The following is a 26221-nucleotide window of genomic DNA, read 5'->3' as shown; positions in this document are numbered from 1 at the left end:
CCTCCCATGTGTAATCAACATTCCCTGTGAATTATATGAGTTGGTCCACTCGGTAAACATAATAGTTTTTCCTTTAAAAAACTTGGTTTTAGATTTAAATTATATAGTTCATTAAAATTAAACCATTTATATATTAGCATTTCACCTTCTAACCCATTAAACGAGTCTTGTTGATTTATTATCCATGATTCCTTTTCAAGATCAATAAGATAAATTGTTAAAATTTCATGATAATCTTTTCCTTTAAATTCAAAGAAATTCTCTACTGTCCAAAGCAAACTATTAATCACAATATTTTCTCCTAATTCTTCTTTAATTTCTCTTTTTATTGCACATTCAGATGACTCTAACATTTTCACTCTTCCACCAGCAAGAACCCAGAAATCATCATCCATCATTCTATGCAATAATATTCTTTCACCTTTAATAATGACACCACAGGTCCTATAATTAAAAACCGTTTTATCATTGTTACAATATGTGATATCCATAGCTCACCTCCAATATAGATTTTCTCCGCATTTCTGTACTCTATTGCTAATTAAACCAACCTTTAATGATGCTTACTTTCTTATTGGTAGCATCAAGTTCTATTTCACATCCTATTGGTAGTGTCATCATTGGATGTGTATGACAGCAATCAAAATCAGCAATAAATGGTAACTTCTTATCTCCTAATACTTCTACTAATATTTCATATGGTTTTCTACCTGTCTTCAAGTCATCAAATAATTCATGTTTACCAAGTATAATTCCAGAAACCCTGTCAAACACACCGTTTAGTTTTAGAAAAGAAAAACTTCTTTCTATCGTTGCAGCATCTTTTAAAGAATCTTCTATAAAAAGTATATCTCCATCCCTTATTTCAGGCATATATTTGCTACCCCATATCCCTTGAATTGTATTTAAATTACCACCCATTACACGACCTCGAACATTCCCCCCGTAGATTGTAATCCAAGAGTTTTCTCTTTTCTCTTTGCATCTATCTTGTGTTTCCCAATTAACGTATTCATCTGTCCAGTATTCTGGAATTTGAAGCACATAAGGAAAATTCATTTTATCCATAGTGATTTCTTTGAAATATTTATAAGTAAGATCAACAAATGTTGGAAATTCTCCAAATGAGGCTACTAATGCAGGGCCATAGTATGTACTTATTCCTGTTTGTGCATATATTGCAAGCAGAATTGCTGTAACATCAGAATAACCTATTATTATCTTAGGGTGTTTCTTAAACTCATCATAATCTATATAAGGAAGAATGGAATTTGAATTCATTCCACCGATTGTTGCCATGATACATTTTACTTCTGGATTTCTAATTAAACTATTTAATTCCTCTGCTCTTTGCATAATACTACCTGACCTGTAAAAATCATATTTTCCTGTTAACCTTCCCTCTATCAGATTAAACCCTTTGCTTTGTAGATATTTCTTAGCTCTATCAAATCTATTAGGGCATGAATATGTTATAGGGGCTGATGGTGAAAAAATACCAATAGAATCACCAACCTTTATTTTTCTCATTTTATCCATACATTTCCTCCTAAAAATCTACCTTATATTTATTCTTAATTAACCCTTTTAAGCCATTCCTCCACTAATGAGTTAAATAAGTTTTCTTGTTCTATTTGCAAACTATGTCCCGCTCTATCTAATATAGCGAAAGTCGCTCTTGAAAAATTTTCTAATATATTCCACGAATCCTTATATCCAACACAATTATCTTGTCTTCCTAACAATATAAGCGAAGGTTTATCGAATTTATTATTTACCTTATCTACATCAAACGTGAATACATATCCATCTTTTTTAAGAGTTTTTAAAAACACCTTGTTGGCTATTTTAGCTCCAGATATTATTTCGTTTTCACATCTCTCATATATTTTTCCACTCTGAACCACTGAGCTAGAATTAAACCCTTCAGCAACTTCTGGTGTAAGTTTAGCTAATAACTTGCTATCTTTAACCAAAACAATATGTTCTGGAACATTACGTTTATTATAATCTGCTACTATAACCGGACAAATCAGTAAAACACCATCAACTCTAGCTGCCATTTTATAGATTACTCCTCTTGCTAAATATCCCCCATATGACTCACCAGCAAGTAAAAAATTTTCATTTGGAATAATCTTATCAATGAAACTAATTACAATATCAAGCATAATATCAGAATCAATAATCCATTCTGCACTTTCTGATTGACCCATACCTGGCAAGTCAATATATATCCTTTTATAACCTATTTTATCGTTAAATATTGGTTCCATGCAGCCTACCATTAACCTATGGTCTACATTATAACCATGTAACATAATAATTGGTTTTCCATTACCTATTATTTTATAGTTTATAAATATGTTTTTTATTTTGCATTTCATCCTTTTCTCTCCTTTTGTTTAGCACGGATTTAAAACTTTAATTTTAGCCATTCATCCTTCAACATGCCATAACTCACAGAATCATAATATTTATTGTCAACAATTCTTGCTTTCCTATAAACAGCCTCTTTCTTCAAACCTATCCTCTCAGCCAATTTCATCATTCTTTCATTTCCAGACCAAGTTGTTAATCCAATCCTTATAAGTTTGGGATTATTAACAAAAATCTCTCCAATCCACATTTTTAAAACTTTGTACCCTATTCCCTGACCCCAATAGTCATCATTAAAAATAACAATGCCAATTTCCATCCAAAAAGTTTCCTCTGATTTCCAATACCAATTTACTTCTCCAATTATCTTATCTGTATTTTTATTTGCTATTATCTTTTTGTTTTTGAGTACATTCTTTTCTCCTTTTAATAATAATATTTTTAAATTTTCCACATATTCTCGTAATTCCGCTTCACTTTTTTTCGCGTAATATGGTCCATTGAATTTCTGGAATTCACGTGATGGATGATTCAAATACAAATAATCCTCTAAGTCTTTAAGTTCTAATTCTCTTATCACTATGTCTATTGATTTATCCATCTTATTTCTCCTTGAATTTTAAAAATATTTTGGATATTAATTTAGTATAAACCTTACGCATATGAGGTTCATTTGAATATATATTAACTTCATTAATGGGAATCCATTTAACATCGCTATTTTCATCAGCTTTAACAATAAGCAATTCTTCTTCATTAGCTTCTACTAAATAAGTTACTGATAAATGTAAATGTGGAGAAACATATTCTCCTCTTTTTATGTGGCCAAGTACAGTCAATAAATCTAATGAAAATATTTCACAAGATATCGGCCTAACATTTTTTATACCTGTCTCTTCCTTTGCTTCCTTAATTGCAACAGCCAATAAATCTTTTTCTCCATCTGCATGACCGCCTACCCATGACCAAGAATTATATATATTATGATGCACCATTAACACCTTATCTTTTGCTTTATTTACTATAAATACTGAGCTCGTTACATGTGCTATCTTATTTTCCCTAGTTAAAACATCATCAAATATATCTATACATTGTAAAAATAACTCTTTATCTTTTTCTTCTTGAGCATTATAAGGCTTATATTCTCGTATTAAATCAATCCACTCCATATTTCCTCTCCCTTTTATATTTATTACTTCAACTAATGAAAATAACTCATTATTTATAGCAAACCATATACCGTAAGACTGTTTTCAATTTAGATTTTTCAGTTCTCCTTGAATCAGAAAGATATATTTCTCTATGATGAACATCTGATAAAATTTGAAGATTGTTATCCAAACAATATTTATCCATTAACTCAAAACTTTTAGGTTCATCATCATATGAACCAATATGAATCATTTGAACAGATAATCCATCTTCCATAGTTTCAAAAGTTACATCAGCTAAAAAAGAATGGTCTTTTTTTTTTCTAACATTTTCAAATGCTCTATCAACTATATCTTGTGTCACAAAATCAGGCTGTCTTATCATAATGGTATACAATAATTCATCTTTATTTAATTCTTTAAATTTTTTTCCTTCTTGAGTCAAATCCCATGTCGCCTCAAGAGGATAGACAGTATATTCAAAATACCCCTCTGGGATGTACCCTTGTTTAGGCATCATTCTAACAGCATAAGACAAAGAATATAAAACGCCTATTTTTTCAGAATACTCTTCATCATTAGGATTTCCTTTTCCACTTATCATAAAAAACTTTTGCTCTGGAACTGTTACCAAATTTGGCTTATCTTTTGGTAAATAAAAATTCTTTTCTTGTTTTCTCCATTCAAATTTCATAATATCCCCACTTTCTATTGATTTCATATATATTAAACTAATAGATACCCATTATTGTTTTTTCTACTTTATAATTCCTACTCTATCTCAAACTAACTTACTACTTTATCTTTTTCAAACCCTAATTTCACTGCTAACCTCATAGATTTTTCGTTTTCTTCCTCAATATGTACAAATGGTATTTCATTTTCATCACGAACCTTTTTAATTAAATCTATCAATACATCTTGAGCATATCCTCTTCTTCTATAATCAGGCAAGACATACAAAAATTCTATAGCTCAATCATATTGTGTAATTCCCCAAGCAATTAGTTTATTCATATAACGAACACATGAGCTTACTCCATTTGTTATTCTTTCAATAATATATTTAACTAATTAGAATATTATAACAATTTAATATATATTACCATAACATAGCATTTAAATAAAGATTTGGATATTGTTAAGCTACTATCCAATACCTTTATTCTTTAACGAAGAAAAACGTCACAAACTTTTATTGTTTGTGACGCCTCATACTCTTTTATATGTTACCTTCTATAATAGAATTAAATTAGAATCAACTTCGTTGACATATTTTCTCTCCTTTATTTTGATTTTTTCTTACTTGAATATGTAGTAGTTTTCTTTTCCGCCATAAAAACATAGTAACCATCAATTTCAGTTATTTTTACACCACCAAAAATTGAAACCAACTTATTCTTATACCATTCTTTTCTTTTAGTAACCATATATATTCTCCCACCAATGGCTAATCTATTAAATCCTTTTTCAATAAACTCCTTCGGAACAGAAAAATCAACATGATATGGAGGATTTGAAATAATTAAAGTTAGATCTTTTTCATTAATATTTTTAAATCCATCACTTTCATATACCTCAATTCCTTTAACATCATTTAACTCAATATTTTCTTTTGCAAGCTCTACTGCTCTGCTATCTATATCTGCCATAACTACATTAGACGGACCTACTATTTTTGCAGAAAGTATTCCAACTATACCATATCCACATCCCAAGTCTAATACCTTGTCATTCTTCTTAAATTCAATAATTGACAACATCGCTAAAGTACCTTTATCAACGTTTCGAGGTGCAAAAACCTCCTCTGATGTATTAAATTTCATATCAATATCTTTTATATTTACATTTAACATTATTATATGCCTCCAAAGTTTTTCTTAACCAAAATTTGTTGCATTATATATTATCATTGGTATGCAACTCTTATAAATGAATTATACCATTATATGCAATGGTTAACTACTTGCCTGATGCCCAAAAACATAAAAATAAGACTAAGGAAATATATCCTTAATCCTATCTATCATATTTATTGATAAATAACATCTACTCTCATAGGCGATTTTTTCTCTGCTGCTTTTACAACTTCAACACCTGTTTCACATATGGTTGTGCTGCTACTATCCCTGATATATATAATTGCATCATACATATTTTCGATTATTATATTGTCTATTCCAAAACTTTCGTTTCTTTCATCGTATACGGCACCAATTGAGTTATACCTGTTTACGGTTGATATAAATCTTTTAAATTTAGCATTTCCATGTGCTATATCATTTAAATCTAAGTAAAACATAGAAGTTTTTGTTTCTTCAAACAATCTTGCTGCCAAATCTTTCTTTATACTTTTATCCACGTGATATGTCTTTTGCTCTCTAGTATTTATATCCATTGAATTAACTGTACCTCTTGAAAATTCAAAACCAATGTTATAATACTTCTCTTTATAATAGAGATTCAGCCAGTTACCTAATTGTTTATTCTCAAATGAATTAAGATATTTTCCCTTTTGAATGTGATCATTATGGCCTACTATAATTGTTTTTTTATCATTATATTTTCTTCCATTTTCTATAATCCATTTTGCATTTTCATACATCAATCTATCTCTTTTATTAAATGTCATTTCTTCGCTATATTCTAACCAGTGATAATAAACATCAAAACAATGATATACCTCAGTAAATTCTCTTTAAGAACTATTTATTATATAATTAACTTTATTTTTAATAAAAAGTTCCTTTATAGAAAACATATTTCCTATTAAAATGTCTAACTTAGTTTTATCATTAAAAAGTTCTATATCTACTTTTTTAATATATAATTCTAATGCCTGAGATACTTTATTTGCACCTTGTATATCCATTCCATAAAATCTAACCTTGTTATCTTTATCAGCAGTAATATTATACTCTCTCAATAATTTTACTAAAAGTACAGTCTCCTCTGTTTTAAATACCCAAGGGAACAATAAACCTTGCCTAACCGCTTCCTCTGCCGTTCCCATACCATTTAATATATATGAATTTATCCTTAAACAATGGATATAACTTTCCTCTAACACTATAGTTCTAAAGTCTAATTTTTCTATCAAATATACTATTATCCTTGTCCTCATATTTTGAAACTCTTTTGTTCCATGAGTTGCTTCTCCAAATCCAATAATATCTTTATTTTTTATATATTTATATAATAAATCTAAATCTGTGTTGTCCTTATTGTTCATGCTAGTTTTTATTTCAATTAAGTTGTCCTTAATCACTTTTACTATCGCTATATTTTCTTTTAAAGACGGATCATTATTTGCTAATTTTAGCTTAATCAAAATAATCATCAACGTCAAAAATATTATTTTTGTAATAATATTTACGGTCTTCTTCTGTGATTTCTCGAATAACCTTGCATGGATTTCCTACTGCTAACATATTACCAGAAATATCTTTAGTTACGACGCTTCCCGAACCTATAACAACATTATCTCCAATGTGAACCCCAGGATTTACGACAACATTTCCACCAAGCCAGACATTATTTCCTATCGTTATACCAATCCCATATTCATATCCAGAATTTCTTGAATCAGGATGTATAGGGTGACCTGCTGTATATAAAGAAACATTTGGAGCAAATTGCACATTATTACCTATGATTACTTTTCCCGAATCTAAAATAGTACAGTTATAATTTGCAAAAAAACAATTCCCAATTTCAATATTCTTTCCATAATCGCAATGAAAAGGTGCTTCAATATGTATATCTACACCTGCTTTACCAAGAATATTTCTTATTAATTTATCAATTTTTTCGTATTCATCTGGTAAAAAGTGATTATACTCATATATTTTCTTTTTATTTTTCGTTCGTTCTTCTTCCAATCCGTCTAAACTCGCCTTATATGGCAAACCTGCAAGCATTCTATCTTTCTGATTCATAATTGTATCCACCTTTCATTCTATATTAATATATACTTTCTTATAAAAATCCTTCATATTACTTTTCAAAATCTTTATACAATAAACTTGGTTGAACCCCTTCATTATTTTGATACTTTCCACTGCAATATTCATCATATTCGCCCTCAATACTATGATAATAGATTTGACAAATTTCAACCCCTGAATATATTTTTATTGGTTGAACACAAAATATTTCTAATGTCCAAAAGCCTTGAAACCCAACATCCCCAAACCCTGCCGTTACATGAATGAATAATCCTAACCTACCAATAGAAGACCGACCTTCAAGCATTGGTACATATTTATTCGTCCCTGTGAACTCTACTGTTCTACCAAGATACAACTTTCCTGTTTCTAGTACTAAGCCTTCTTCTGGTATAAAAAGTCTTTTATACTTATTTTCTTTTTTCATATCCAAAATTGATTCATCATATACGAGTAATTCATTATCTAACCTCAAATTATAACTATTAGGATTAAGTTGTTTTTCATTAAAGGGCTCTATAACAATATCTTTTCCTAGCTTTCTCTTTATTTCTTTTCCCGAAAGAATCATATATTACACACTCCTTATTTCTATATTTAAATCTACTTTTGTTTTATCTTACATATCCTCATAAATAGGTTCTCCTTCTATAAATTCTGACTTTAACCCCAGTTGTTCAAAATAATTACACATTTTAATACATGCAAATTTTTCTGTACTATAATGTGTCCCTCCTAAAAGAGAAATATTATTTTCTTTTTCAAATTCATGTACTTTTGCATATCTATCATTTTCAGATGATATCCCAGTAATTAATACTCTAACATCATTTTCTAACATTTCTTTAAGAAAAGCAATGTCATTTCCACCACCTGCAATTACAGCAACTTTCTCATCTTTTATATTGCTATCTCCATACGAATAACATTTAGTTTGATGTCCTAAAACACTTGAGAACTTTTTATTCAAACCTATTAAATTGACACATCTAGTTCTTCCAATCACTCCATTTATAGCTCCATTAGAATATGCAAATGGCTTTATAACCTCAATATCTAAAGTCTCAGCTAATGTATTACTTGTTGAATATTTACTGTAATTATCCAATGGAACATGCAAATTATATATTGATACATTACTTTCTATAAACTTTTCAAGCATAGCAGTATCCATTTGATAAAACACATTTGGAGATTTTCTTATATCCCAAATACTAGGGTGATGAAGAAATAACATCGAATTTTGAGCGTCATCATCCATAACTTTTTTTAAAACTTCTTTCGTTGGAAACACCGCAGTATATACCTTGTCTATTTTTTCAGTAAAATCACAAACAACACCCATGCTTCTTTTCTTAAAGTTATCGCTTAAATATTCTTCTACTTCATTCATATACTTAGCCCATTCATCTGTCATATCTTCATTTATAAAATCCTTCTCTAACTGACTATACAAATCAACTGCTTTCATTTTCCACCTCTCTATTTATAATTAAGATAAATTTACCATACATTCCAATCATAAAGTTGTTCATATTTTTTCCTTTTCACTATCTCATTATACTTAATCAATCTTTACAATATATTTCTATATTATTCCCTTCACTATCAGTAAATTCTAATACCCAGTTTTTATTAATCTTTGTTAAAGGAAAGATTATTTCTGCCCTTAGCAACTTTAATTTTTCTATTAATTTAGTGATATCATTAACTTCCAAACTTGGCAGACAATTATCACCCCAAATTACCGTTTCATTAACTTTGCTATAATTAAACAGACAAAATTTAAATCCCATTATAATAAAAATACTGAATATATCATCTTTCTTATCTACCGTTTGCTCAAATAATTGTTCATAAAAACTAATAGCTCTATCCATATCTTTAACGCAAATGTATAATGAGTTTACAGTTATTTTAAGCTTCAATTTAACTTCTCCTCCATATTAATAGAAAATAAAGAATTATTTTTATTCATTTCCTTCTATCTCTAACGTTAATCTACTAAAATATTCTTTCATAAATTCAAGCCTTCTTTTTCCTATTTCCTTTGCTTTTTTTGTATATAATTTATCAGGAATTTTTTTAAATTTTACTTCATATTCAATAAATGGCGTATGTTTTGAAACATCTTTTATCCTTCCATTCTCAACAGTATTGCCATTTAAATAGTCATCAAGTGGTTCATTTACTGTTAATCTTTGTCCAAATTGACCTGCTAGCATAAAGGTCCGAGCAATTCCACTTGCCCCAATAACATCAAGCTTATCTGAATCGAAAAGAATTTTAGCTTCTATAGTTTTAGGTTCGTTTCCAGTTCTAAACCTATGCGTGACAATGCAGTGCTTTATCTTATCTATCTCTTCTTGTTCATATTCCAAGTTTTCTAATATTCCTTCCGCAATCTCACTACCTAAAACAGCATGGTCAATTTTCCCTGTTTTATCCTCACTTTCTTCTACTCTTGCAATATCATGTAATAATGCTGCAGGAATAAGAACTTCTAAATCTACATCTTTCTCATATTTTGAAAGTAACAGACAAAGTTTATACACCCTAAATACATGGTCCAAATTATGAGCAGAACAAGTTAATTTATCCTTAACTATTTGTATGATTTTTTTATGTTTTGTATCTATATCCATTATTATCTCTCCCTTTTATACCTCGTCAACAAGCATTTATATATTCTTTAATATCATTGAATTCAAGTCTAAATACTTCATTAATATTACCTTGCTTATCATTTTAGGCAAATATTTATAATAATATTGTTCAGAATATTCTACGAATATCATAATATTTTACCATAAAATAGTATAACTATAAAGATTGTACTATTAAAAACTGTTATTTAACGTAACCTCCAACTCTATTATAAAAAAACGCAACAACTTTATTCATTGTAGCGTCTAATATAAAACAATATGATTATATTAAATTTATATGCTTACGTTTTTGAGCAACAATCACAAATCTATATTGCTTACTTTCAACAAATCCCTTTTGCTCAACTATTGATTGCAAGCTATAGCAATTCACTTAGTGACCTGATTTTAGAATGTTTTTTCTTATGTCATAATTATATTATTTTCAAAAAATCCTTTTTTAAATATTGCTTGGTTTATATTTATCAACATATTCTTTTTTTGCTTTTTCTGTATATTTTAAAATAAAATCAGTTTTAGCATTTGTATATCCATCTCGATCATGCTCATATTTTTCTATAAGTTCTAATTTAAGTTTCCCATATTCTATAGCTACTTCATCATGTTCCATAAGATAGTCTCTAAAATACAATTCGTTCCAGTTATCCTGGTGGCGAACATGCAAATGATATACTTTCTCTGCAAATCCCTCTTTTGTATATCCTTTATTAAAAACCATTTTCATGTTTGGCTTATCTTCAAATGCCATCAATCCCCACCCATTATGTAGAAGGGTATCTCTTAATTGTTCAATATTGCTTTTATTATCCATTTCCAACAAAATATCGACTGTTGGCTTAGCAATCAAGCCTTCAACCGCACTACTTCCTATATGATTAATACGCATAATATCTTTTTTATCAATACACCTTAGAAGATTTTGTTTTTCAGTTTCATACCATTCTTTATAATCTGTACTATGTTTTTTTAATATGATGGGGAATAACTCCCACATTTCTTTCAGCGTCATTTCTGATAATTCTTTTCCCATTTATACATCCCTCCACAATATATTAAAAACTCAAAATAGCCTTGATGGAAGATATAACTGTATTATTTGAATTTAAAAGACATTTGTCCATTAACATCTTTAAAGCCATATTTCTCGTATAATTTCCTACCAGCTTCAGTAGCATTCAAAATAACCTTACCATACCCCCTATTTTTAACATATTCCATTATATCCTTTAAAATATCCATCCCATACCCCTTATTCCTGTATTGTAGAATTGTATACAAGTCAGTAAGTAAGGCCATTTTTCCATCTAAATTATAAAGTGAAGGAGTAATATTATATAAACAAATCATACTTATAGCAACAACGTCTCCATTTATAAGTACTAATAATGCTATAACTTTCCCACTTGGTAAGTTGTCATAATAGAACTTTTTTAATACTCCTGAGTATTGGTCACAATCATAACTTTTAATATTGTTGTTTGATTCATTAAGTAACTTAATTCTTAATTTTACAAGACTATCTATGTCCTCAATTGTCGCCATTCTTATCAATACTATTTACCCCTCACTAATTATTTTACTATTTCAACATAGTATAAAATTATCATGTATTTCTGATTAATTGTTATTATCAAACTACTTTAAATTCTTCACATACAACTATCATATTCTCATTAAATTCCTTTTCATAATTTCTTAAACCTTATTTAAAGAATTCTATATGAACTTTCCTCCAATAAGATAATTAAGCTTATTTTTGTAAACCATCAATTAATTGAGCCATAATTTCATCAAAATTTCCATAAAATTTTGCAATATGTATTCCATCTACCAGAGCATGATTTACTAATATGGTTGTAGGCATTAATATTTTATCATTATATCTAAAATAGCGTCCAAATGTAATACGCGGATTACAGTCAGATGGACTTGGTACAGGCTGTATAATTGCAGTATAACTAATCCATGGTAAGCATGATACAAAAAACAATGAATCTGCTTCACTTCCATCATCCGTAATACCTTGTATTTTAGATAATCTTTGTTTCTCTTGAGCGTATTCTAAATATTTTTTATAATTCATAGAAGAATCCAGTTCACAATAACAATAAGTTCCATCTTCTAAAGCAACTGTATGAGATGTATTGCAATGTGAATATTCAATTATACTATCTCCATCAATCCTTCTTTTAAATTCAGGTATTTTATTTGCTGCATTTGTTGCTATATAAATTACAGTTAAAAAAAAAGGCAATTTTTCTCTCTTAATCACATTAACTAAATAAGTAATATCAATATTAACCGTTGCTCCGACATAAGGATATGCCATATTTCTAAAATATTCAAAATGAGATTTTCGTGGATAAGAGTTCATATCAATTTTTTTAATATTCATATTTTCACCTCTAATTATAAATTTAAATTAAAATAGTTACTCTAAAAAATCATATTTATAATATAGTTTTATAGCAACTGTATTATTATGATGTAAACTTAACCATACTTCTTTATCCTTTGTTTCTTTTCTCCTTATATCCATTACAAGGAATAAACCTTCTCTATCTTATCCTCTTCCTTAATAATGCTTATCTATGATTAATTTATAAAGATTCATATCTACCTATAAATCAAGATACAAAATAAATTGTACTTCGTCATCGCCACAAACATCATCCTAATAAGCATATTCATCTATTTTTCTTAAAACAGCTCCTTGTTTATGATAAAACTTGCAAGCAGGTACATTATTATTTTGACATTCAATTTTCATTTGTTTAAAACCGTTGCTTCTTGACCACTCCACAGCAAGATTAAATAATTTTTGTCCTATCCCCTTATGCTTATATATATCAGATATACGTATATCCCATAATACGGTCATATCCTCTCTTCCCTCAAGCATATGTATATCATCAGTTCTTGAAATAATGGTTACTGCACCAATGGGCTGTTTATCATCAAAGGCCATAAATAATGTTACTCCCTAAGTCTAACCTTCTGATAATGTTCTAACTCCTCCTTCGGATATGCTCCTGTCCAATGGTAGGGCTGTAATTCTTTTAAAGTTATAAACTTCAAAGTATTATCTTTTGTTGTTACTCCCACTTTTACATCCTCTCCCCAATAAACATCTATTTAAATTTTTTCTGGAGACTCTCTATATCTTTTTTATTATCAATCCATTCTTCAGAATAACCACACTCGCAACACAAATATCTTGTTACTTTTACTCCCTTAAACCCTGAAATTCCCCATGTAATATTATTACCAGAGCTATATGATCCAAACTTACCTGGTATTATTATAATATTTCTTGAATTACACTTGAAACATATTTTTGTATTTTTCATCTTACACCTCATTTTTTAATATGCTCTAACTATTCTTTATATCTTTTAAGAAATCTTTTAATTATTATACCATTTATTCCAATTAACCTCTATATTTACATATACTTATATTTAATTTTATTTAGCTTTATTTTTTTATTAATTTCTAAATAATTGTTAATACTCTTTCCTCTCGTTCCTAATTAGCTGCTTGTTTATCTTGTCTTATCAATGCAAAAGGCCTTACCAATAGCATTTTAAATTTTGCTATCAGTAAAGCCTTATACTACTAATTAATAATTTCATATCTTTCATTAGATAATGTGTTTATGGCATTATCAATGTCTTTCTCTTTTACAAGTATATAATCTGTATCATATGTAGAAATAGCAAATATACTTATTCCTTCCTTAGCTAATATTGTACTAATTGAAGAAAGTATTCCAATCAGCGAAAATTCTAATGGCCCTTCAATTTTTAAAATTCTCCAATCTTTTTCACATTTTATATCACTTGGAATGCTTGCCTGAGAACATACAATTGATAATTCATCCGATGTCTTTGTTACAGAATAAAAGTTGCTTGCCCCTACCCATTCAGGAATCAGTGCATTTTTATTTAATCTACAAACACCAAATTTTTCTGCTAATACTTTCATTGTTAATATTTTTTCTAACATAACTTATTTTCATCCTTTCATTTTAATACATATAGATTAATAGGTCATATTATCATTAACCCAATTTTCTCTCAAAATAGCATAATGAACAACATCATAAAAAATATTTTTAACCTTTACTTCTTGCAGACCAAGTCCTTCGTATTTCATCCCACATTTTTTCATAACACGACCAGAGCCTTCATTTCCTACATAATGTGTAGCCTCAACACGATTCAGCTCTAATTTTGAAAAGGAAAGTTCTAATATTAAATTCAACGACTCAGACATATAATTATTATTCCAATATTTGCGGTTTAGTACATAACCAAAATCCGCTTTATTATCGTCATTACATATCCTTAAATCGATACACCCAATACATTTATGCTCTAATTTTAACTCAATTGCAAAAGTCCCTACTTTATCTAAAAAATGATCTTTTACTGATTTCTCTGTTTGTGATATATCCGTATGTGATGGCCAGGTTAAATATTTTGTTACACTATCATCACTTGCATATAAGAACACATCCTTTACATCATTAATAGAAAATGGTCTTAGAATTAATCTGCTTGATTCTAAGATAGAGTTTTCTTTTATAATTTCATTGTAATCCATAATTTTCGCTCCTTTTCGTATATCGATATAGGGATATTCGGATATTAAAATTAGCCTCTCTTTCCTACTATTTCATCTGTAACCTCAAATGCCCTTTTGCAATCATCACCAATACTAATATATTATTTTACCTAATAATCCGTGTCAAAGTTAAAAAACTAAATGATGTTGTTTCAGCCTCATCAATGAACCCAGTTTCATCTTCTTTTATATTCCACTCTGAATAATCTAAAGTTGGAAAGAATACCTCAGCATCATATTCCTTATGCACTTGTGTTAAATGTATTTTATTACAATAAGGTAACAATAGCTTATATATTTCTCCTCCTCCTATAACAAAATATTCTTTATTATCATCTAAATAAGCAAATAATGCCTCTTTAGAATTAATCACAGTTACCCTTTCATCATTCACTACAAAATCTTTATTCTGAGTAAAAACAACATGATGCCTTCCAGGGAGAATACCAGGAAGAGATTCAAATGTTTTTCTTCCCATAATAATAGTATTTCCAGTTGTTATTTGCTTAAACCTTTTTAAATCTTTTGAAAAATGCCAAAGTAAATCATTATTTTTACCAATAGCAAAGTTATCTCCAATTGCAACAATACATGTTAACATTATATAGCCACGCTCCCCATATCTATTTTACCAAGATGCTTATAATCTATAAGTTTAACATCTTCTGGTGTAAAATCATAGAAGTTTTTAATTTCTGGGTTGATCCAAAGTTTAGGAGCATCTAAAGCTTCTGCCTTTCTTGAAATCTGTAATTTTAAACCCTCAATATGATTTTCATATACATGTGCATTATTTATTACATGAGTAAATAATCCTGCTTTGAGTCCTGTAACTTGAGCAATTAAATGAACTAATACTGCGTATTGACTAGTGTTAAATGGAACTCCAAGTGCCATATCACCACTTCGTTGTACTAACATACAATTAAGTCGTCCATCAGTTACATCCCAAAGAGTTAAGAAACAACATGGTTGAAGAGCCATTTCTGGAAGGTCCTCTATGTTCCAAAGATTCATAAGCATTCTTCTATCTTGAGGATTATTTTTTAGAGCCTTAATAAGAGTATCAATTTGATGATATTTAGCTATTTGATAACCATAAGCTTTACCAATTGTTCCATCGGAGTATGCCCATTCATCCCATATATGCACGTTTTGTTCTTGAAGTTTTTTTACATCATTAGATTGGTCTTTAAATATCCAAAGTAACTCTTTTACTGCTGTTTTAAATGCAACACTTTTAGTCGTTAATATTGGAAATTCTTCTTCTAAGTCAAACTGCATAATTTGGTGAGGTAATTTATAAGTCGAAACTCCAGTACGATTTTGATCATGATATCCTCTTTTTAAAATTTTCTCAACTATTTTCAAGTATTGTCTATCCATTTCATTTAACATAATTATTCATAGTAAGAGAGTGTACCTATGTACTCAAACCTACTAATGCTCACTTCCTTTTTACTATTGTTTTATGACTACAAACTTTTTTTCATAATTAATGCAGGCAAAACTTTTCCTGTCCAATTTAATTTCGCATCTTTAAATTTATTAAAGCCATTTCTAATCCAGAAATTAAGTACCCTATTGTCATAATTAGTTACTACATCTATTCTTATGACTCTGCTTTTTATTGACTTAACATACTCCTCTAAAGCCTCATAAATCAGCTTTCCAAACCCTTTGTTTTTGTAATCATTATGTATCATTAACAGGGATAAATAAGTTTCCTCACCTAATTTAAAATCTATTATACCAATTATTTTATTTGAACTTTTCAAAACTACTTTACAAGAATAAAAATTTATTTTTTTCATTAACGCTAACTCTTCAATCACCCATTTATATTCAACCATGTCACTTCCCATATGATTCAATAAAAATTGCTTATTGGAATTGTATACTTCAATGATATCATTTAAATCTCTGCTCTCTACTAAATCTATATAAAAATCTTTTGATTGACAAATCATTTTAGTTCCCCTATTTTTTATTTTAACATGCATGACAATATTGTTACGCTCATATTACTAAATAGTATGTCCAGCCATTATCTTTAATTTATCTTTCTTAACCATTATATAAAGAATTATTCACCTTCATAATAGTCTACATTAGAATCTTTTTTATAAAATGTTCCTGGTTCTCCATTTACAAGTATACCCACTTTATTGAAATTGGGATAAGACACTACCTCAGGAGAATTAACAGTATCACAACTAAAGTGTGAAAACATTTGTCATCACACATACTTTTACTAATAGCCATTCCTATAGGTAAATCATAATCTATTAATATAGCCGAAAGTCTTATTCGTGGACCATACTTTCGAGTAACTAAAACTCCATTTTTTCCAATCCACCCAATTCCAGCATTAACAGCAGCGTATTTAAATGAAAATGGTGCAATTAGACTTTCTTCATTACTCTGAGCTACTGGTGGCAAATAAAAATGGATGTTATATTTTTGCAATATAGTTATCAGATCATAAACAATCATATTCACTTCTTGATGGGCAATCGATATCGTCTTTTCAAATTTTTCTTCTGAATAGTTATTTAAAGATATAATTTCTTTATGAGGAACTGCTAATACGATAGCACACTTATATTGCTCGGAATAACATGAATAAGCAATATCTGTAATTCCAACTATTGTATTTGGATAACATTTCATCTTTCTAATAATTAATTCATATATTTTATTTTTTTCAACCATAAACCTCCCCCAATAATATAAATAGTTCCTGCATGATATAACTCAACTTTATGCAATTCTTTTATGTATTTATATTTGTTGTAAAATCTTTATGCTTATTTTCTAAAAAAGTATAGTAGTAGGACAACATAAACATAAGTGCCTGAATGGTGTAAATAGCTAATCGTTCTGTTAGCCCTAATATGTTTAATTGTAAACTCATAGAAATTGGATTAAACATTCCAAACACAGTAATAAGTATAGCCATAACTAAAGTAATTTTTCCCAAGCTATTCATTTTCTCCTGCTTTAGGTACCCAACCGAAATAAAAAAAGAGGAAGCAATTGTTGTAACCACCACGACAACTGTCACAACAATGTGCATTATATTTTGAAAGTTCATCACTGTTTTATTCCCAGTTAGAGGAAATAAACTATACCCAAATAAAGAAGTTAACTGCATTATCATCAAAATTACATATCCAATTCTTAACATGCTGTGATATTTTCTGAATGCTTTTGCAATCAATCCTATTACCATTAAAACCATACAAATACCATAAATAAAACCAAATATTTTTAGTAGATTTGCATTAGGGGCTCCATCTGCGGTAAGTGAACTAATATCTGTTGTTATTGGATTATAATCCTTCCATAGAATATTTCCTAAAATAGTATGTGTAAAATAAAATAGGACTCCAACCATTCCCAATGGCATTAAATATTTATTGATTTTTTCCATTCTTATACACCTCAATTGGATATTATTCTCTACAATATTTTATTTACTTCTTTAATTTTATATCATAATAGATTACTATCAAGTACACACTTCTTCCTTCAACATTATCATTAATTTCCACTTTTATAAAATTCAAAAACACTATTTTAAATTTATGCAGATTCTTTCTTTCCCGTGATGTACCATACACCACTTATGTTTTTAACAGTAAATTTTATGGTTAACTACACTTTCTCAAAATGTTTTTATTAAATTGTACCATAATTCCCACCAATTAAATATATTTACATTTTTTATAAATATTTAATATCCTTAATCTAAATGTAATTCAATTTATTTGTTCGATATAATTCAAAGTAATTCAAAGTAATTCAAAGTAATTAATATATTCAAATAAAAGCTATAGAATTTAAAGTTAATACCTTAATCCCATAGCTTTTTAAATTATAAATATTTAAGCGATAAATCGTCAAGCTCAATCTTAATTTTGGTGATGCCAAGCCGAACAGCAATTGGTGAAAATATATCTATTGTTTCTTTTGCCTTTTCCCTCCATTTTTCTGGTTTCATATACTTGAGAGTACGCATGTTGTGAAGCCGGTCTGCAAATTTAATTAAAATTACACGCTTATCTATCATTGTGTCATCTGAATTTATTAAATCCCAACTGACTTTATTAAATTTGGTGACTTCATCAACGAGTAAGGCAATTTCATTAGAAAATTCTTTTGCTAACTCAAATATTATATCCATATGCGTATTCCTCCACTTCTTTAGCATAGTTATCTCGTTTTAAAACTTTTATAAAAATTTATTTATACTCATAAATTCTATTTTCAAGATTATATCCTACAATCAAATGTTGTACATTATTATCCAAGACCATTGCTATTCCTTCACTCTCACCTGGTTCATTAAAATATTTAGCAGCGATTTCTTTTCCATTATAATCAAATGTCATAATCTTATTATTTGTATAGTAATAAATGTATCTACCATTAGATTCAAGACCTTGTGGTCGTCCTTGATTAGGTTTAATAAAAGTTTTTATGACTTTCATATTAGCTAAATTTATTATAGTAAATCTTAGACTTCCAAAGTCCCCACCACTTAAAATAGTATGCAATATTAAATAGTCATGAACGTTGTCTATTGCAAGTAATGCAGAAGTACCGAGACTTTCATAGTTTAAATCAGTCATTACTTTGCTACTGGCATAATTAACAACATATACATGTGTTTTTGCTGTACCACCGCCGTTTGCCATATAGATGTTTCCAGTTTTAGTTCTATATCCAAGGTCGGCTGAGTGTCCTATTTTCATAGGTTTTGTTTGTGATATTTTTGTACCTGTCATACTATACTTAGATATTTCTCCTTGTCCACTTCCAACATCAAATCCACAGTATATATAATTATTAAAATAAGTGAGTGATTGAAAATTGTGGGTATCATTTAAATTAAATAACAACTTCAAACTTGGAACATAAGGTTTTGGTTTAACAGTTATTTTACAAGCAACTTTTAATCCTTTATCAGCCGTTACTCCTGTAATAGTTGTAGTTCCTACCTTTAATGATGTTACTTTACCCCAAATATCTACTTTTGCTATTGTATTATTTAAAGATCTCCATTTTACAGTTCTATTTGTTGCATTTGTTGGTGTAAATGTTGCCCTTAGTATACCTGTCTGCCCTGCTACTAAAGTATTAGTACTTTTATTTATACTTACTTTACTTACACGAATTATTGGCTTAGGGTTAACAGTTATTTTACAAGCAACTTTTAATCCTTTATCAGCCGTTACTCCAGTAATAGTTGTAATTCCTGCCTTTAATGATGTTACTTTGCCCCAAATATCTACTTTTGCTATTGTATTATTTGAAGATCTCCATTTTACAGTTCTATTTGTTGCGTTTGTTGGTGTAAATTTTGCCTTTAGTATATCTGTCTGCCCTGCTACTAAAGTATCATTATTTTTATTTATACTTACTTTACTTACACGAATTACTGTACCTGCAAATACCTGAACATTTATAAATAATAATAAAAAAGTAAATATAAAACATATAATATAATTTCGTTGCCATTTCCTCATTAAAGCCTCTCCTCTATTAATTTAAATAAATACATATTTTAATATTGCTATCACCTATGGCAATTTTGCACATCTTTTAATACTGTTACTCTCAATAAGCTTTGGCATACCAAACTCATTTTTATTAATAGTCCTCCCAATAAATTATTTCAAAGTCTAAGTATAGATAATATCTTTGATTTTATTTGTAGTTTCAGAAATAGTAATGTTACTTGTATCAATTTTTATTGTGTTCATCTCTTGATATAAATGAAGTCGATCTAAACTTTTTTCCAAACTATTTTCTGTTCTTATATTATTTTTTATATCTTTCAATATTCTATTTTTAAGGTTCTCTTGTGAACATATAAGAGTTATTTTAAACAATTCAAACTCCAAATCATTAACACCTTTTAATATCATATCAAATATTTCTTCCCTATGAATTACCCAATTAAAAATTATATATTCAAAAGACGAATTACATAAAAACTTTCTTAACAAATATATTATATTATCTTCAACCATTTGTTTATTTTCATCATTTACAATAAACGGATTCATCATCCAACACCAATCACCATCAAGCCAAACAGATTTATCAAGAGTTTTATTCAATTCTTTACACGTTGCACTTTTTCCGACTCCCATAGTTCCATTTATTATTATAAGTTTCTTCATACCTTTCCTCTCCTCTCAAAAAAATAATTATATTTTGTGCCAATTATAAAAATCTTTTAGTTCTTCTTTACGCTCCTGAGGCAATGCTGTTTTCTTAATACCATGAATTGCACCTTCAAGTGCTAACAATCTATGAATACATGCCGAAGTATCGATTTTTTGTATTTTCAGCCACACTTCTTCTGTACCAATATCTTTTAATTCATTATAAGTGAATATTCCTACTTTATTTAACTGACTTTCAACCTCTTTCCCGATATTAGGTAGTTTTGATAATTCTCCCATAATATAGCTTCCTTTCAAATTACTATTTATTGAGTTATTTACATTGCTCATTAAATCACATTTTGTTACAAATATTCATATATCGTAGAATAACGATTAAGGCAATAGTTCTTTTGCTTTTCTGCAGCAATTAGCTTTATATGGTATTTTTTATTTTAATTACCTTCAATCATTTTTTCTAAATCTATAAATACCTGTTCACGTCTCAATGGTTCACAATGACCATGTAAGTAGACTTCAAATGGAATTTTCATCAGAACATCCCGATATTGTTTTACTCGTCCAACTTCACGTTCTCCCTTATTATCGTAAAAGTCTCGAGAATCTGCATCTCCACAAAATAATATTTTCTCTTCTGGAACATAGATAATCACACTGTCTTTTGAGTGTGGTGATGGACAATAAAATGCTGTACAGGTAATCCCCCCAAGGTCAATTGAAATACTACTATCGAATATCACATCAGCTGATTTCACACAAATTTCTGATAAATTCTTATATTCTTTTCGGATATTTTTATCGCAAAATTCAATTTCTTCACCATTTACAAGGCGATCTTTCATAGCTTTGTCAGTCCATTTCCATTTCATGACTTCTTTCAGTTTATTATTGGTAATTTGTCCTGCAATCGTCATCCCATTAAATGATCTCATACCAAAGGTATGATCCCAATGCCAGTGTGTAATAATAGCAATTTGTGGAATAGGAAGATGTCTCTCTTCAAGTCCAGCATAAAATAAAGAAAGATGTTTGGGCGAATTACCACAATCAATCATAATCGAATACTTATTCCCGAAAATATACCCAATATTTGGTCTGTCTGTATTTTCATCGAAAGGCAAGTAGTATATTCTCTCTGATATTTGATTTATAACCATATAAATCTCCTTCCCAATATATCAATAAAACATAATTCTACAGTTACGGCACAATTATACTTATAATCACAGTTATCGTATACCAATGGTCCACGATAAAGATATTCTTTTGGTATTAATAAAAATATTCCATAGTTTACTTCCTCAATAGTTTTATCACTTCACTGTTTTTTACAATGTTGAATATATTCTACTTTTACGATTGATAAAATTTTAGAGAAGATTGTACCTTAAATATAAATTAGTGATATTCTTCAGACTCATTTTAATTCATATGTGTTATAACAAAATTTGATAACATCATTTGCATTTTTAAATCTTTTATATTTTAATCCACATTGCAATAATTCAGATATTAACTGTTTCCTATAATTGTTAAATTCATTATGCCACTTTATATTCATCCATAAGAACTTTAATGTTGGCTTGGTGTTATATGCTTCCTTCCCCGTTCTTTGCCGAATCCAGCGTCTTAAAATTCTATATAATCGTATAAATGAATTTGTATATAAAAAAATAATATAATCGCAATATTCATAACGTTTTTTTAAATATTTTCTTGGATTATAATTTCTTATTTTTTTCTCCTTTTGCAGTTTCAATAACTTTTTCAATAAAAGGATTTTTTCCTATTGCATACTTATTTATATTATTAAAAAAATCTTTTTCTAAATATTTTTTGAGATTAGAATATTTTATAATAATTAGCGGATGTTTATTTAAATAATCCCTAAATAAAATGTGATTATTCCATAGCTTACCATTAATTGGTTCTACATGTATATAATGCGTACTTAATTCTCCATCTTTCTTCTTAAAAAAGTGTCTCCCAGCTATATGCCCATCTCCATTATATATATATCCAATGTTTCTTAATACTGGAATTAGTTGTTCTCCATACTCTAAAGATTCAACGCCTATTGCTATATCAATTATTGGTTTAGCATGACATCCTACTATTGATGTACTACCAACATGCTGTATATCAACATCATAATCTTGTAATTGCTTTTTCAACAATGTTTCCTCTTTTAGGAACTCATCTTTCCATTCAGGATTGTATTCTTCAATCTTTACTGTTCCACTTATTAACCCCAGCTTTAACATTAAATTCATATCCTTTCATATTGTAAACAATATTTAATTTAATTTTCTTTATATGAACAATTTAAAATAACTCTTCCTGCTTTTGAATTAAAGAGTGCTCATTTTCTTTCCCATTTAAAATGCATGGCAACATTACGGAATGTATTTCTCTAATTAAAGTATCGTCTAAGTCGAAACAAACAAGTTTTACTTTCTCAGATAATTTTACAATTGTGTGATAAACACTAGACCCAGTTCCAAGCCCAATAATCATTTCATCTTGAATGTACTCAACTGCTTTTTCACCTGCTCTTTTTTTACAATCCATTTTTATTCCACCCTTTTATTAAATTTAAATTATTACGTTGGTAATTTACCACATTTAATAATCGCCATTAATCGTAGTTTTATGATTAATGCAATATTTATGGAAATTATGAATCAAACAATTTAAAATTATATTTACCTAATGACATAGTAACTTATAACCTTTTTATTGGGAAAAATAAATACAATTGCCCATTTTCTTCAGGACAATTATAATCAAATACAGCACCCGCTAATTTAATGTTATTATTATCCATGTAATTTAAAACATAGGAAAAGGCTTCTCCATATTCATTATCCACTTTGATATAAAGATACTCAAATGAAGGAACTGTCCACTTTATCCAGGTATCAGGTGCTTCAACATTATCCCTAACTTCTACCCCTGCTAAATATAATCCATTTGTAGTATTCTCTTCCCACGGTTTAAAATTTCTTGAAAAATCACTCATCAGTCCCCAAAAGCCTAAAATAGTTCCCTTTTCATCTTTCTTTGCCAAAAATTCAATCTCATTATAGTGATTATCAGCATTTTCCCATAACTTATTTACAAAACCATTTCCATCATTCGTTGAACCTTCTTTACCAATTACTGAAAAAGAACTTTTAATGCATTTTTTGATTTTAATATTCATTTCTCTCCCCTTATGTAAATTAATTGTTACCAGCACTATCCTTCTGCTTCAAACTTTTGAATAATCTTTTAATAATTATACCATTTATTCCAATTAACCTCTATATTTACATATAACTTATATTTATCTAGATTAAAATGCATAAAAAAAAAAGAACTAAGGAAACTCAATCCTTAGTTCTATCATTTTTATTTAATTACCGTATATTGATGATTAGCATATATGGCTTCGCCAGTTATGCCTTAACTATATCAACAATAGTTTCAATATGTGGAGTATGAGGGAACATATCCATCAATATCACCTTATTAACTTTATATCCGTTATTGATCATTTCTTTTAAATCAACAACTAAACTTTTAGGGTTACATGAAACATAAACTATGTGTGGTGCATCAAACTTTATTACATAATCTAATGCTATAGGATGAACACCTGCTCTTGGAGGATCTAAGATAATACTATCAGGTTTATCTTTTACATCTTTTATAACCTTAGATACATCACCTGCTATAAACTCGCAATTGTCTAATCCATTAATTCTTGCATTTTCATTTGCAGCAGCAACTGCTTCTTCTATTAATTCAATTCCCAAGACTTTTTTAGCTTTAGCTGCGACAATTTGACCTATCGTTCCTGTTCCGCAATATAAATCAAACACAACTTTTGATTCTGAATCACCTAAAAAATCTCTAACGATACTATAAAGTTTTTCTGCACCTTTCGAATTTGTTTGAAAAAAAGCAAAAGGATTTATTTTAAACTTAAGATCTAATATATTTTCCATAATATAATCTTTTCCGTATAATAGTTCAGTTTTATCAGCTTGAACTATATCAGATAATGAGTCATTATATGTATGCATTACTCCTGTAATAACACCAGCACATTTTAATTCTTTAAGTTTACTCGTAATTTCGCTAAGATCTAAATCCATCTGTGATGTGGTTACTAAATTAACTAATATTTCACCAGTATTTTTTGCCTTTCTAATCACTAAGTTTCTTAAATATCCCTTACGTTCCATTACATTGTAATGTGGCAATTTTAGCTCTGTAAAATAATTTAATACTAATTTTAAAATTTCTCTAAAATCTACATCAACTATTTTACAATCATCAACAGTAACTATGCTAAAACTTCTTCCTTTTGTATGCATACCTAAAGTTAATTCTTCGTTCTTTCTAAAATCACCAAAAGTGAATTCCATTTTATTCCTATACTCGAATTGCTCAGGACTCTGCTGTATACCCAAAAATTCAAAGTCTTTTATTTCTTCGTCTTCAAACAATTTTAATACCTGTTGCTTTTTAAATTCTAATTGTTTTTCATAAGATAGAAATTGATGACTACATCCTCCACAAAATTCAGTGATTTTGCAAAGAGGTTCAACTTTATAGTCTACATCTTCAAGTATTTTTACAAGTTTTGCTTCTACTACTAATGGCTTCTTTCTTGATACTTTAGCAATTACTTTTTGACCTGGCAATGTATTTTTAATCATTACCTTTTCACCCTCATAGTATGCTATCCCTTGTGCTGGAAATTCTAACGCTTCTATATTAAATTCATATTCTTTTCTTCTTTGCATATTTTTTTCACAAACTCCTATCGTTTAGTAATAAATAATCCTGATGCTTTCTTTCCAAGTGTAGCAGACATTTTTCCACTTTCCATTATACTCATATATAATACCATCACAACCATAAAAGCAACAAATATCATTCCAAATTTTTGAGTTAATGCATATCCTGATATTCTAAGCACAGCATCTGCTAAAAATACTATTACTGTTGATATAACACCAATAACTATTAAATCTATAATGCTAGCCATAAAAGTGTTCAAGAAAGCAGGTCTTGCTGCATTTTTAGAATTGGATTTAACTATTTTTCCATCTTTCATTGCTATTTGACCATCTGTGTTTTTTGCATTTTTTCCTTCTTGTTCTAACATTCTAATTCCCCCTATTAATATATTATTATAGTTAATTTCATAACCTTGTAGTCAAGTGACTTCAAGGCTTTACAATTATATA

36 protein-coding genes and 2 pseudogenes are annotated in these 26221 nt (G+C 28.7%); all 38 read right to left on the bottom strand.

Annotated features, from left to right (window positions below; genetic code table 11):
• Positions 1-14: 14 nt before the first annotated feature.
• The 38 genes and pseudogenes from Q0649_RS07575 to Q0649_RS07390 all read right to left on the bottom strand — a co-directional run bounded on the left by Q0649_RS07575 (position 15) and on the right by Q0649_RS07390 (position 26139).
• The gene (locus Q0649_RS07575) at positions 15-491 is read right to left on the bottom strand and encodes an NUDIX hydrolase (RefSeq protein WP_298839639.1); all 477 of its coding nucleotides are present in this window, start codon (positions 489-491) and stop codon (positions 15-17) included.
• 46 nt (positions 492-537) lie between these two features.
• Positions 538-1539 carry a S66 peptidase family protein gene (locus Q0649_RS07570; protein WP_298839636.1) on the bottom strand — a complete coding sequence of 334 codons (1002 nt, stop codon included), beginning with the start codon at positions 1537-1539 and terminating at the stop codon, positions 538-540.
• Positions 1540-1574: 35 nt separating this feature from the next.
• On the bottom strand, positions 1575-2387 hold the full coding sequence (locus Q0649_RS07565) for an alpha/beta fold hydrolase (protein WP_298839634.1): 813 nt from the start codon (positions 2385-2387) through the stop codon (positions 1575-1577).
• Positions 2388-2416: 29 nt separating this feature from the next.
• Positions 2417-2980, bottom strand: a complete 564-nt coding sequence (locus Q0649_RS07560) for a GNAT family N-acetyltransferase (RefSeq protein WP_298839630.1) — start codon at positions 2978-2980, stop codon at positions 2417-2419.
• A 1-nt stretch (position 2981) separates the two neighbouring features.
• Positions 2982-3551, bottom strand: coding sequence for an NUDIX hydrolase (locus Q0649_RS07555; protein ID WP_298839628.1), 570 nt, complete (start codon positions 3549-3551; stop codon positions 2982-2984).
• Between the two features lie 49 nt (positions 3552-3600).
• Positions 3601-4227, bottom strand: coding sequence for a GyrI-like domain-containing protein (locus Q0649_RS07550; protein ID WP_298839625.1), 627 nt, complete (start codon positions 4225-4227; stop codon positions 3601-3603).
• Positions 4228-4319: 92 nt separating this feature from the next.
• Complete coding sequence (locus Q0649_RS07545) at positions 4320-4496, bottom strand: GNAT family N-acetyltransferase (protein WP_298839621.1); 177 nt, start codon at positions 4494-4496, stop codon at positions 4320-4322.
• 323 nt (positions 4497-4819) lie between these two features.
• Positions 4820-5389 carry a class I SAM-dependent methyltransferase gene (locus Q0649_RS07540; protein ID WP_298839618.1) on the bottom strand — a complete coding sequence of 190 codons (570 nt, stop codon included), beginning with the start codon at positions 5387-5389 and terminating at the stop codon, positions 4820-4822.
• Between the two features lie 176 nt (positions 5390-5565).
• Positions 5566-6183, bottom strand: a pseudogene (locus tag Q0649_RS07535) (erythromycin esterase family protein); the annotation flags it as partial.
• A 48-nt stretch (positions 6184-6231) separates the two neighbouring features.
• Positions 6232-6864 (bottom strand): erythromycin esterase family protein, encoded by a 633-nt coding sequence (locus Q0649_RS07530; protein WP_298839615.1) that lies wholly within the window; start codon positions 6862-6864, stop codon positions 6232-6234.
• Entirely contained in the window at positions 6857-7471 is a 615-nt protein-coding gene (locus Q0649_RS07525) for a sugar O-acetyltransferase (protein ID WP_298839612.1), read from the bottom strand. The genes Q0649_RS07530 and Q0649_RS07525 overlap by 8 nt, the downstream gene beginning before the upstream one ends.
• A 58-nt stretch (positions 7472-7529) precedes the next feature.
• Positions 7530-8051 carry a dCTP deaminase gene (gene dcd / locus Q0649_RS07520; RefSeq protein WP_298839609.1) on the bottom strand — a complete coding sequence of 174 codons (522 nt, stop codon included), beginning with the start codon at positions 8049-8051 and terminating at the stop codon, positions 7530-7532.
• Between the two features lie 48 nt (positions 8052-8099).
• A complete protein-coding gene (locus Q0649_RS07515) occupies positions 8100-8951 on the bottom strand; it encodes a Nif3-like dinuclear metal center hexameric protein (RefSeq protein ID WP_298839607.1) in 852 nt (283 codons plus the stop codon).
• A gap of 97 nt (positions 8952-9048) precedes the next feature.
• Complete coding sequence (locus tag Q0649_RS07510; RefSeq protein WP_298839604.1) at positions 9049-9408, bottom strand: VOC family protein; 360 nt, start codon at positions 9406-9408, stop codon at positions 9049-9051.
• Between the two features lie 42 nt (positions 9409-9450).
• Positions 9451-10125 carry an HD domain-containing protein gene (locus tag Q0649_RS07505; RefSeq protein WP_298839602.1) on the bottom strand — a complete coding sequence of 225 codons (675 nt, stop codon included), beginning with the start codon at positions 10123-10125 and terminating at the stop codon, positions 9451-9453.
• A 463-nt stretch (positions 10126-10588) separates the two neighbouring features.
• Complete coding sequence (locus tag Q0649_RS07500) at positions 10589-11179, bottom strand: GrpB family protein (RefSeq protein ID WP_298839599.1); 591 nt, start codon at positions 11177-11179, stop codon at positions 10589-10591.
• A gap of 62 nt (positions 11180-11241) precedes the next feature.
• The gene (locus Q0649_RS07495) at positions 11242-11691 is read right to left on the bottom strand and encodes a GNAT family N-acetyltransferase (RefSeq protein ID WP_298839713.1); all 450 of its coding nucleotides are present in this window, start codon (positions 11689-11691) and stop codon (positions 11242-11244) included.
• A 208-nt stretch (positions 11692-11899) separates the two neighbouring features.
• On the bottom strand, positions 11900-12544 hold the full coding sequence (locus tag Q0649_RS07490; protein WP_298839597.1) for a CatA-like O-acetyltransferase: 645 nt from the start codon (positions 12542-12544) through the stop codon (positions 11900-11902).
• Between the two features lie 279 nt (positions 12545-12823).
• Positions 12824-13117, bottom strand: coding sequence for a GNAT family N-acetyltransferase (locus Q0649_RS07485; protein WP_298839594.1), 294 nt, complete (start codon positions 13115-13117; stop codon positions 12824-12826).
• A gap of 8 nt (positions 13118-13125) precedes the next feature.
• The gene (locus Q0649_RS07480; RefSeq protein ID WP_298839591.1) at positions 13126-13254 is read right to left on the bottom strand and encodes a hypothetical protein; all 129 of its coding nucleotides are present in this window, start codon (positions 13252-13254) and stop codon (positions 13126-13128) included.
• A 26-nt stretch (positions 13255-13280) separates the two neighbouring features.
• Complete coding sequence (locus Q0649_RS07475; protein ID WP_298839588.1) at positions 13281-13499, bottom strand: hypothetical protein; 219 nt, start codon at positions 13497-13499, stop codon at positions 13281-13283.
• A gap of 268 nt (positions 13500-13767) precedes the next feature.
• Positions 13768-14157, bottom strand: coding sequence for an ACT domain-containing protein (locus Q0649_RS07470; protein ID WP_298839585.1), 390 nt, complete (start codon positions 14155-14157; stop codon positions 13768-13770).
• Positions 14158-14193: 36 nt separating this feature from the next.
• A complete protein-coding gene (locus Q0649_RS07465; RefSeq protein WP_298839583.1) occupies positions 14194-14757 on the bottom strand; it encodes a GNAT family N-acetyltransferase in 564 nt (187 codons plus the stop codon).
• Positions 14758-14884: 127 nt separating this feature from the next.
• Positions 14885-15379, bottom strand: coding sequence for a dihydrofolate reductase (locus Q0649_RS07460; RefSeq protein WP_298839580.1), 495 nt, complete (start codon positions 15377-15379; stop codon positions 14885-14887).
• A complete protein-coding gene (locus Q0649_RS07455) occupies positions 15379-16176 on the bottom strand; it encodes a thymidylate synthase (RefSeq protein ID WP_298839577.1) in 798 nt (265 codons plus the stop codon). The genes Q0649_RS07460 and Q0649_RS07455 overlap by 1 nt, the downstream gene beginning before the upstream one ends.
• A gap of 77 nt (positions 16177-16253) precedes the next feature.
• Positions 16254-16748 (bottom strand): GNAT family N-acetyltransferase, encoded by a 495-nt coding sequence (locus Q0649_RS07450; protein WP_298839574.1) that lies wholly within the window; start codon positions 16746-16748, stop codon positions 16254-16256.
• A 217-nt stretch (positions 16749-16965) separates the two neighbouring features.
• A complete protein-coding gene (locus tag Q0649_RS07445; protein WP_298839571.1) occupies positions 16966-17493 on the bottom strand; it encodes an epoxyqueuosine reductase in 528 nt (175 codons plus the stop codon).
• Positions 17494-17554: 61 nt separating this feature from the next.
• Positions 17555-18214, bottom strand: coding sequence for a DUF998 domain-containing protein (locus Q0649_RS07440; protein WP_298839570.1), 660 nt, complete (start codon positions 18212-18214; stop codon positions 17555-17557).
• Positions 18215-18661: 447 nt separating this feature from the next.
• A pseudogene (locus Q0649_RS07435) lies at positions 18662-18958 on the bottom strand (HD domain-containing protein); the annotation flags it as partial.
• Positions 18959-19025: 67 nt separating this feature from the next.
• Positions 19026-20312, bottom strand: coding sequence for an Ig-like domain-containing protein (locus Q0649_RS07430; RefSeq protein ID WP_298839567.1), 1287 nt, complete (start codon positions 20310-20312; stop codon positions 19026-19028).
• 156 nt (positions 20313-20468) lie between these two features.
• A complete protein-coding gene (locus Q0649_RS07425; RefSeq protein ID WP_298839564.1) occupies positions 20469-20972 on the bottom strand; it encodes an AAA family ATPase in 504 nt (167 codons plus the stop codon).
• A 27-nt stretch (positions 20973-20999) separates the two neighbouring features.
• Positions 21000-21257: a TfoX/Sxy family protein gene (locus Q0649_RS07420; RefSeq protein WP_298839711.1), complete on the bottom strand. Its 258-nt coding sequence runs from the start codon at positions 21255-21257 to the stop codon at positions 21000-21002.
• Between the two features lie 155 nt (positions 21258-21412).
• The gene (locus Q0649_RS07415) at positions 21413-22135 is read right to left on the bottom strand and encodes an MBL fold metallo-hydrolase (RefSeq protein ID WP_298839561.1); all 723 of its coding nucleotides are present in this window, start codon (positions 22133-22135) and stop codon (positions 21413-21415) included.
• 564 nt (positions 22136-22699) lie between these two features.
• Positions 22700-23242: a GrpB family protein gene (locus tag Q0649_RS07410; protein ID WP_298839558.1), complete on the bottom strand. Its 543-nt coding sequence runs from the start codon at positions 23240-23242 to the stop codon at positions 22700-22702.
• A gap of 61 nt (positions 23243-23303) precedes the next feature.
• Positions 23304-23549 carry a hypothetical protein gene (locus tag Q0649_RS07405; protein WP_367179361.1) on the bottom strand — a complete coding sequence of 82 codons (246 nt, stop codon included), beginning with the start codon at positions 23547-23549 and terminating at the stop codon, positions 23304-23306.
• Between the two features lie 154 nt (positions 23550-23703).
• On the bottom strand, positions 23704-24183 hold the full coding sequence (locus Q0649_RS07400) for a GyrI-like domain-containing protein (protein WP_367179360.1): 480 nt from the start codon (positions 24181-24183) through the stop codon (positions 23704-23706).
• 235 nt (positions 24184-24418) lie between these two features.
• Positions 24419-25774 carry a 23S rRNA (uracil(1939)-C(5))-methyltransferase RlmD gene (gene rlmD, locus Q0649_RS07395; protein WP_298839555.1) on the bottom strand — a complete coding sequence of 452 codons (1356 nt, stop codon included), beginning with the start codon at positions 25772-25774 and terminating at the stop codon, positions 24419-24421.
• A gap of 17 nt (positions 25775-25791) precedes the next feature.
• On the bottom strand, positions 25792-26139 hold the full coding sequence (locus Q0649_RS07390) for an RDD family protein (RefSeq protein WP_298839552.1): 348 nt from the start codon (positions 26137-26139) through the stop codon (positions 25792-25794).
• Positions 26140-26221: the final 82 nt, after the last annotated feature.

The organism is uncultured Clostridium sp., from assembly GCF_937920395.1.
Lineage (GTDB): Bacteria > Bacillota > Clostridia > Clostridiales > Clostridiaceae > Clostridium_AD.
Note: the sequence above shows the minus strand (reverse complement) of the source record. Positions and strands in the feature narration are given on the sequence as shown.

Excerpts from the sequence above, each read along its gene's own strand:
- Q0649_RS07575 (WP_298839639.1), bottom strand. The coding sequence starts at position 491 with ATGGATATCACATATTGTAACAATGATAAAACGGTTTTTAATTATAGG.
- Q0649_RS07570 (WP_298839636.1), bottom strand. The coding sequence starts at position 1,539 with ATGGATAAAATGAGAAAAATAAAGGTTGGTGATTCTATTGGTATTTTT.
- Q0649_RS07565 (WP_298839634.1), bottom strand. The coding sequence starts at position 2,387 with ATGAAATGCAAAATAAAAAACATATTTATAAACTATAAAATAATAGGT.
- Q0649_RS07560 (WP_298839630.1), bottom strand. The coding sequence starts at position 2,980 with ATGGATAAATCAATAGACATAGTGATAAGAGAATTAGAACTTAAAGAC.
- Q0649_RS07555 (WP_298839628.1), bottom strand. The coding sequence starts at position 3,551 with ATGGAGTGGATTGATTTAATACGAGAATATAAGCCTTATAATGCTCAA.
- Q0649_RS07550 (WP_298839625.1), bottom strand. The coding sequence starts at position 4,227 with ATGAAATTTGAATGGAGAAAACAAGAAAAGAATTTTTATTTACCAAAA.
- Q0649_RS07540 (WP_298839618.1), bottom strand. The coding sequence starts at position 5,389 with ATGTTAAATGTAAATATAAAAGATATTGATATGAAATTTAATACATCA.
- Q0649_RS07525 (WP_298839612.1), bottom strand. The coding sequence starts at position 7,471 with ATGAATCAGAAAGATAGAATGCTTGCAGGTTTGCCATATAAGGCGAGT.
- dcd (WP_298839609.1), bottom strand. The coding sequence starts at position 8,051 with ATGATTCTTTCGGGAAAAGAAATAAAGAGAAAGCTAGGAAAAGATATT.
- Q0649_RS07515 (WP_298839607.1), bottom strand. The coding sequence starts at position 8,951 with ATGAAAGCAGTTGATTTGTATAGTCAGTTAGAGAAGGATTTTATAAAT.
- Q0649_RS07505 (WP_298839602.1), bottom strand. The coding sequence starts at position 10,125 with ATGGATATAGATACAAAACATAAAAAAATCATACAAATAGTTAAGGAT.
- Q0649_RS07500 (WP_298839599.1), bottom strand. The coding sequence starts at position 11,179 with ATGGGAAAAGAATTATCAGAAATGACGCTGAAAGAAATGTGGGAGTTA.
- Q0649_RS07495 (WP_298839713.1), bottom strand. The coding sequence starts at position 11,691 with ATGGCGACAATTGAGGACATAGATAGTCTTGTAAAATTAAGAATTAAG.
- Q0649_RS07490 (WP_298839597.1), bottom strand. The coding sequence starts at position 12,544 with ATGAATATTAAAAAAATTGATATGAACTCTTATCCACGAAAATCTCAT.
- Q0649_RS07485 (WP_298839594.1), bottom strand. The coding sequence starts at position 13,117 with ATGGCCTTTGATGATAAACAGCCCATTGGTGCAGTAACCATTATTTCA.
- Q0649_RS07475 (WP_298839588.1), bottom strand. The coding sequence starts at position 13,499 with ATGAAAAATACAAAAATATGTTTCAAGTGTAATTCAAGAAATATTATA.
- Q0649_RS07470 (WP_298839585.1), bottom strand. The coding sequence starts at position 14,157 with ATGTTAGAAAAAATATTAACAATGAAAGTATTAGCAGAAAAATTTGGT.
- Q0649_RS07465 (WP_298839583.1), bottom strand. The coding sequence starts at position 14,757 with ATGGATTACAATGAAATTATAAAAGAAAACTCTATCTTAGAATCAAGC.
- Q0649_RS07460 (WP_298839580.1), bottom strand. The coding sequence starts at position 15,379 with ATGTTAACATGTATTGTTGCAATTGGAGATAACTTTGCTATTGGTAAA.
- Q0649_RS07455 (WP_298839577.1), bottom strand. The coding sequence starts at position 16,176 with ATGTTAAATGAAATGGATAGACAATACTTGAAAATAGTTGAGAAAATT.
- Q0649_RS07450 (WP_298839574.1), bottom strand. The coding sequence starts at position 16,748 with ATGATTTGTCAATCAAAAGATTTTTATATAGATTTAGTAGAGAGCAGA.
- Q0649_RS07445 (WP_298839571.1), bottom strand. The coding sequence starts at position 17,493 with ATGGTTGAAAAAAATAAAATATATGAATTAATTATTAGAAAGATGAAA.
- Q0649_RS07440 (WP_298839570.1), bottom strand. The coding sequence starts at position 18,214 with ATGGAAAAAATCAATAAATATTTAATGCCATTGGGAATGGTTGGAGTC.
- Q0649_RS07430 (WP_298839567.1), bottom strand. The coding sequence starts at position 20,312 with ATGAGGAAATGGCAACGAAATTATATTATATGTTTTATATTTACTTTT.
- Q0649_RS07425 (WP_298839564.1), bottom strand. The coding sequence starts at position 20,972 with ATGAAGAAACTTATAATAATAAATGGAACTATGGGAGTCGGAAAAAGT.
- Q0649_RS07420 (WP_298839711.1), bottom strand. The coding sequence starts at position 21,257 with ATGGGAGAATTATCAAAACTACCTAATATCGGGAAAGAGGTTGAAAGT.
- Q0649_RS07415 (WP_298839561.1), bottom strand. The coding sequence starts at position 22,135 with ATGGTTATAAATCAAATATCAGAGAGAATATACTACTTGCCTTTCGAT.
- Q0649_RS07410 (WP_298839558.1), bottom strand. The coding sequence starts at position 23,242 with ATGTTAAAGCTGGGGTTAATAAGTGGAACAGTAAAGATTGAAGAATAC.
- Q0649_RS07405 (WP_367179361.1), bottom strand. The coding sequence starts at position 23,549 with ATGGATTGTAAAAAAAGAGCAGGTGAAAAAGCAGTTGAGTACATTCAA.
- Q0649_RS07400 (WP_367179360.1), bottom strand. The coding sequence starts at position 24,183 with ATGAATATTAAAATCAAAAAATGCATTAAAAGTTCTTTTTCAGTAATT.
- rlmD (WP_298839555.1), bottom strand. The coding sequence starts at position 25,774 with ATGCAAAGAAGAAAAGAATATGAATTTAATATAGAAGCGTTAGAATTT.
- Q0649_RS07390 (WP_298839552.1), bottom strand. The coding sequence starts at position 26,139 with ATGTTAGAACAAGAAGGAAAAAATGCAAAAAACACAGATGGTCAAATA.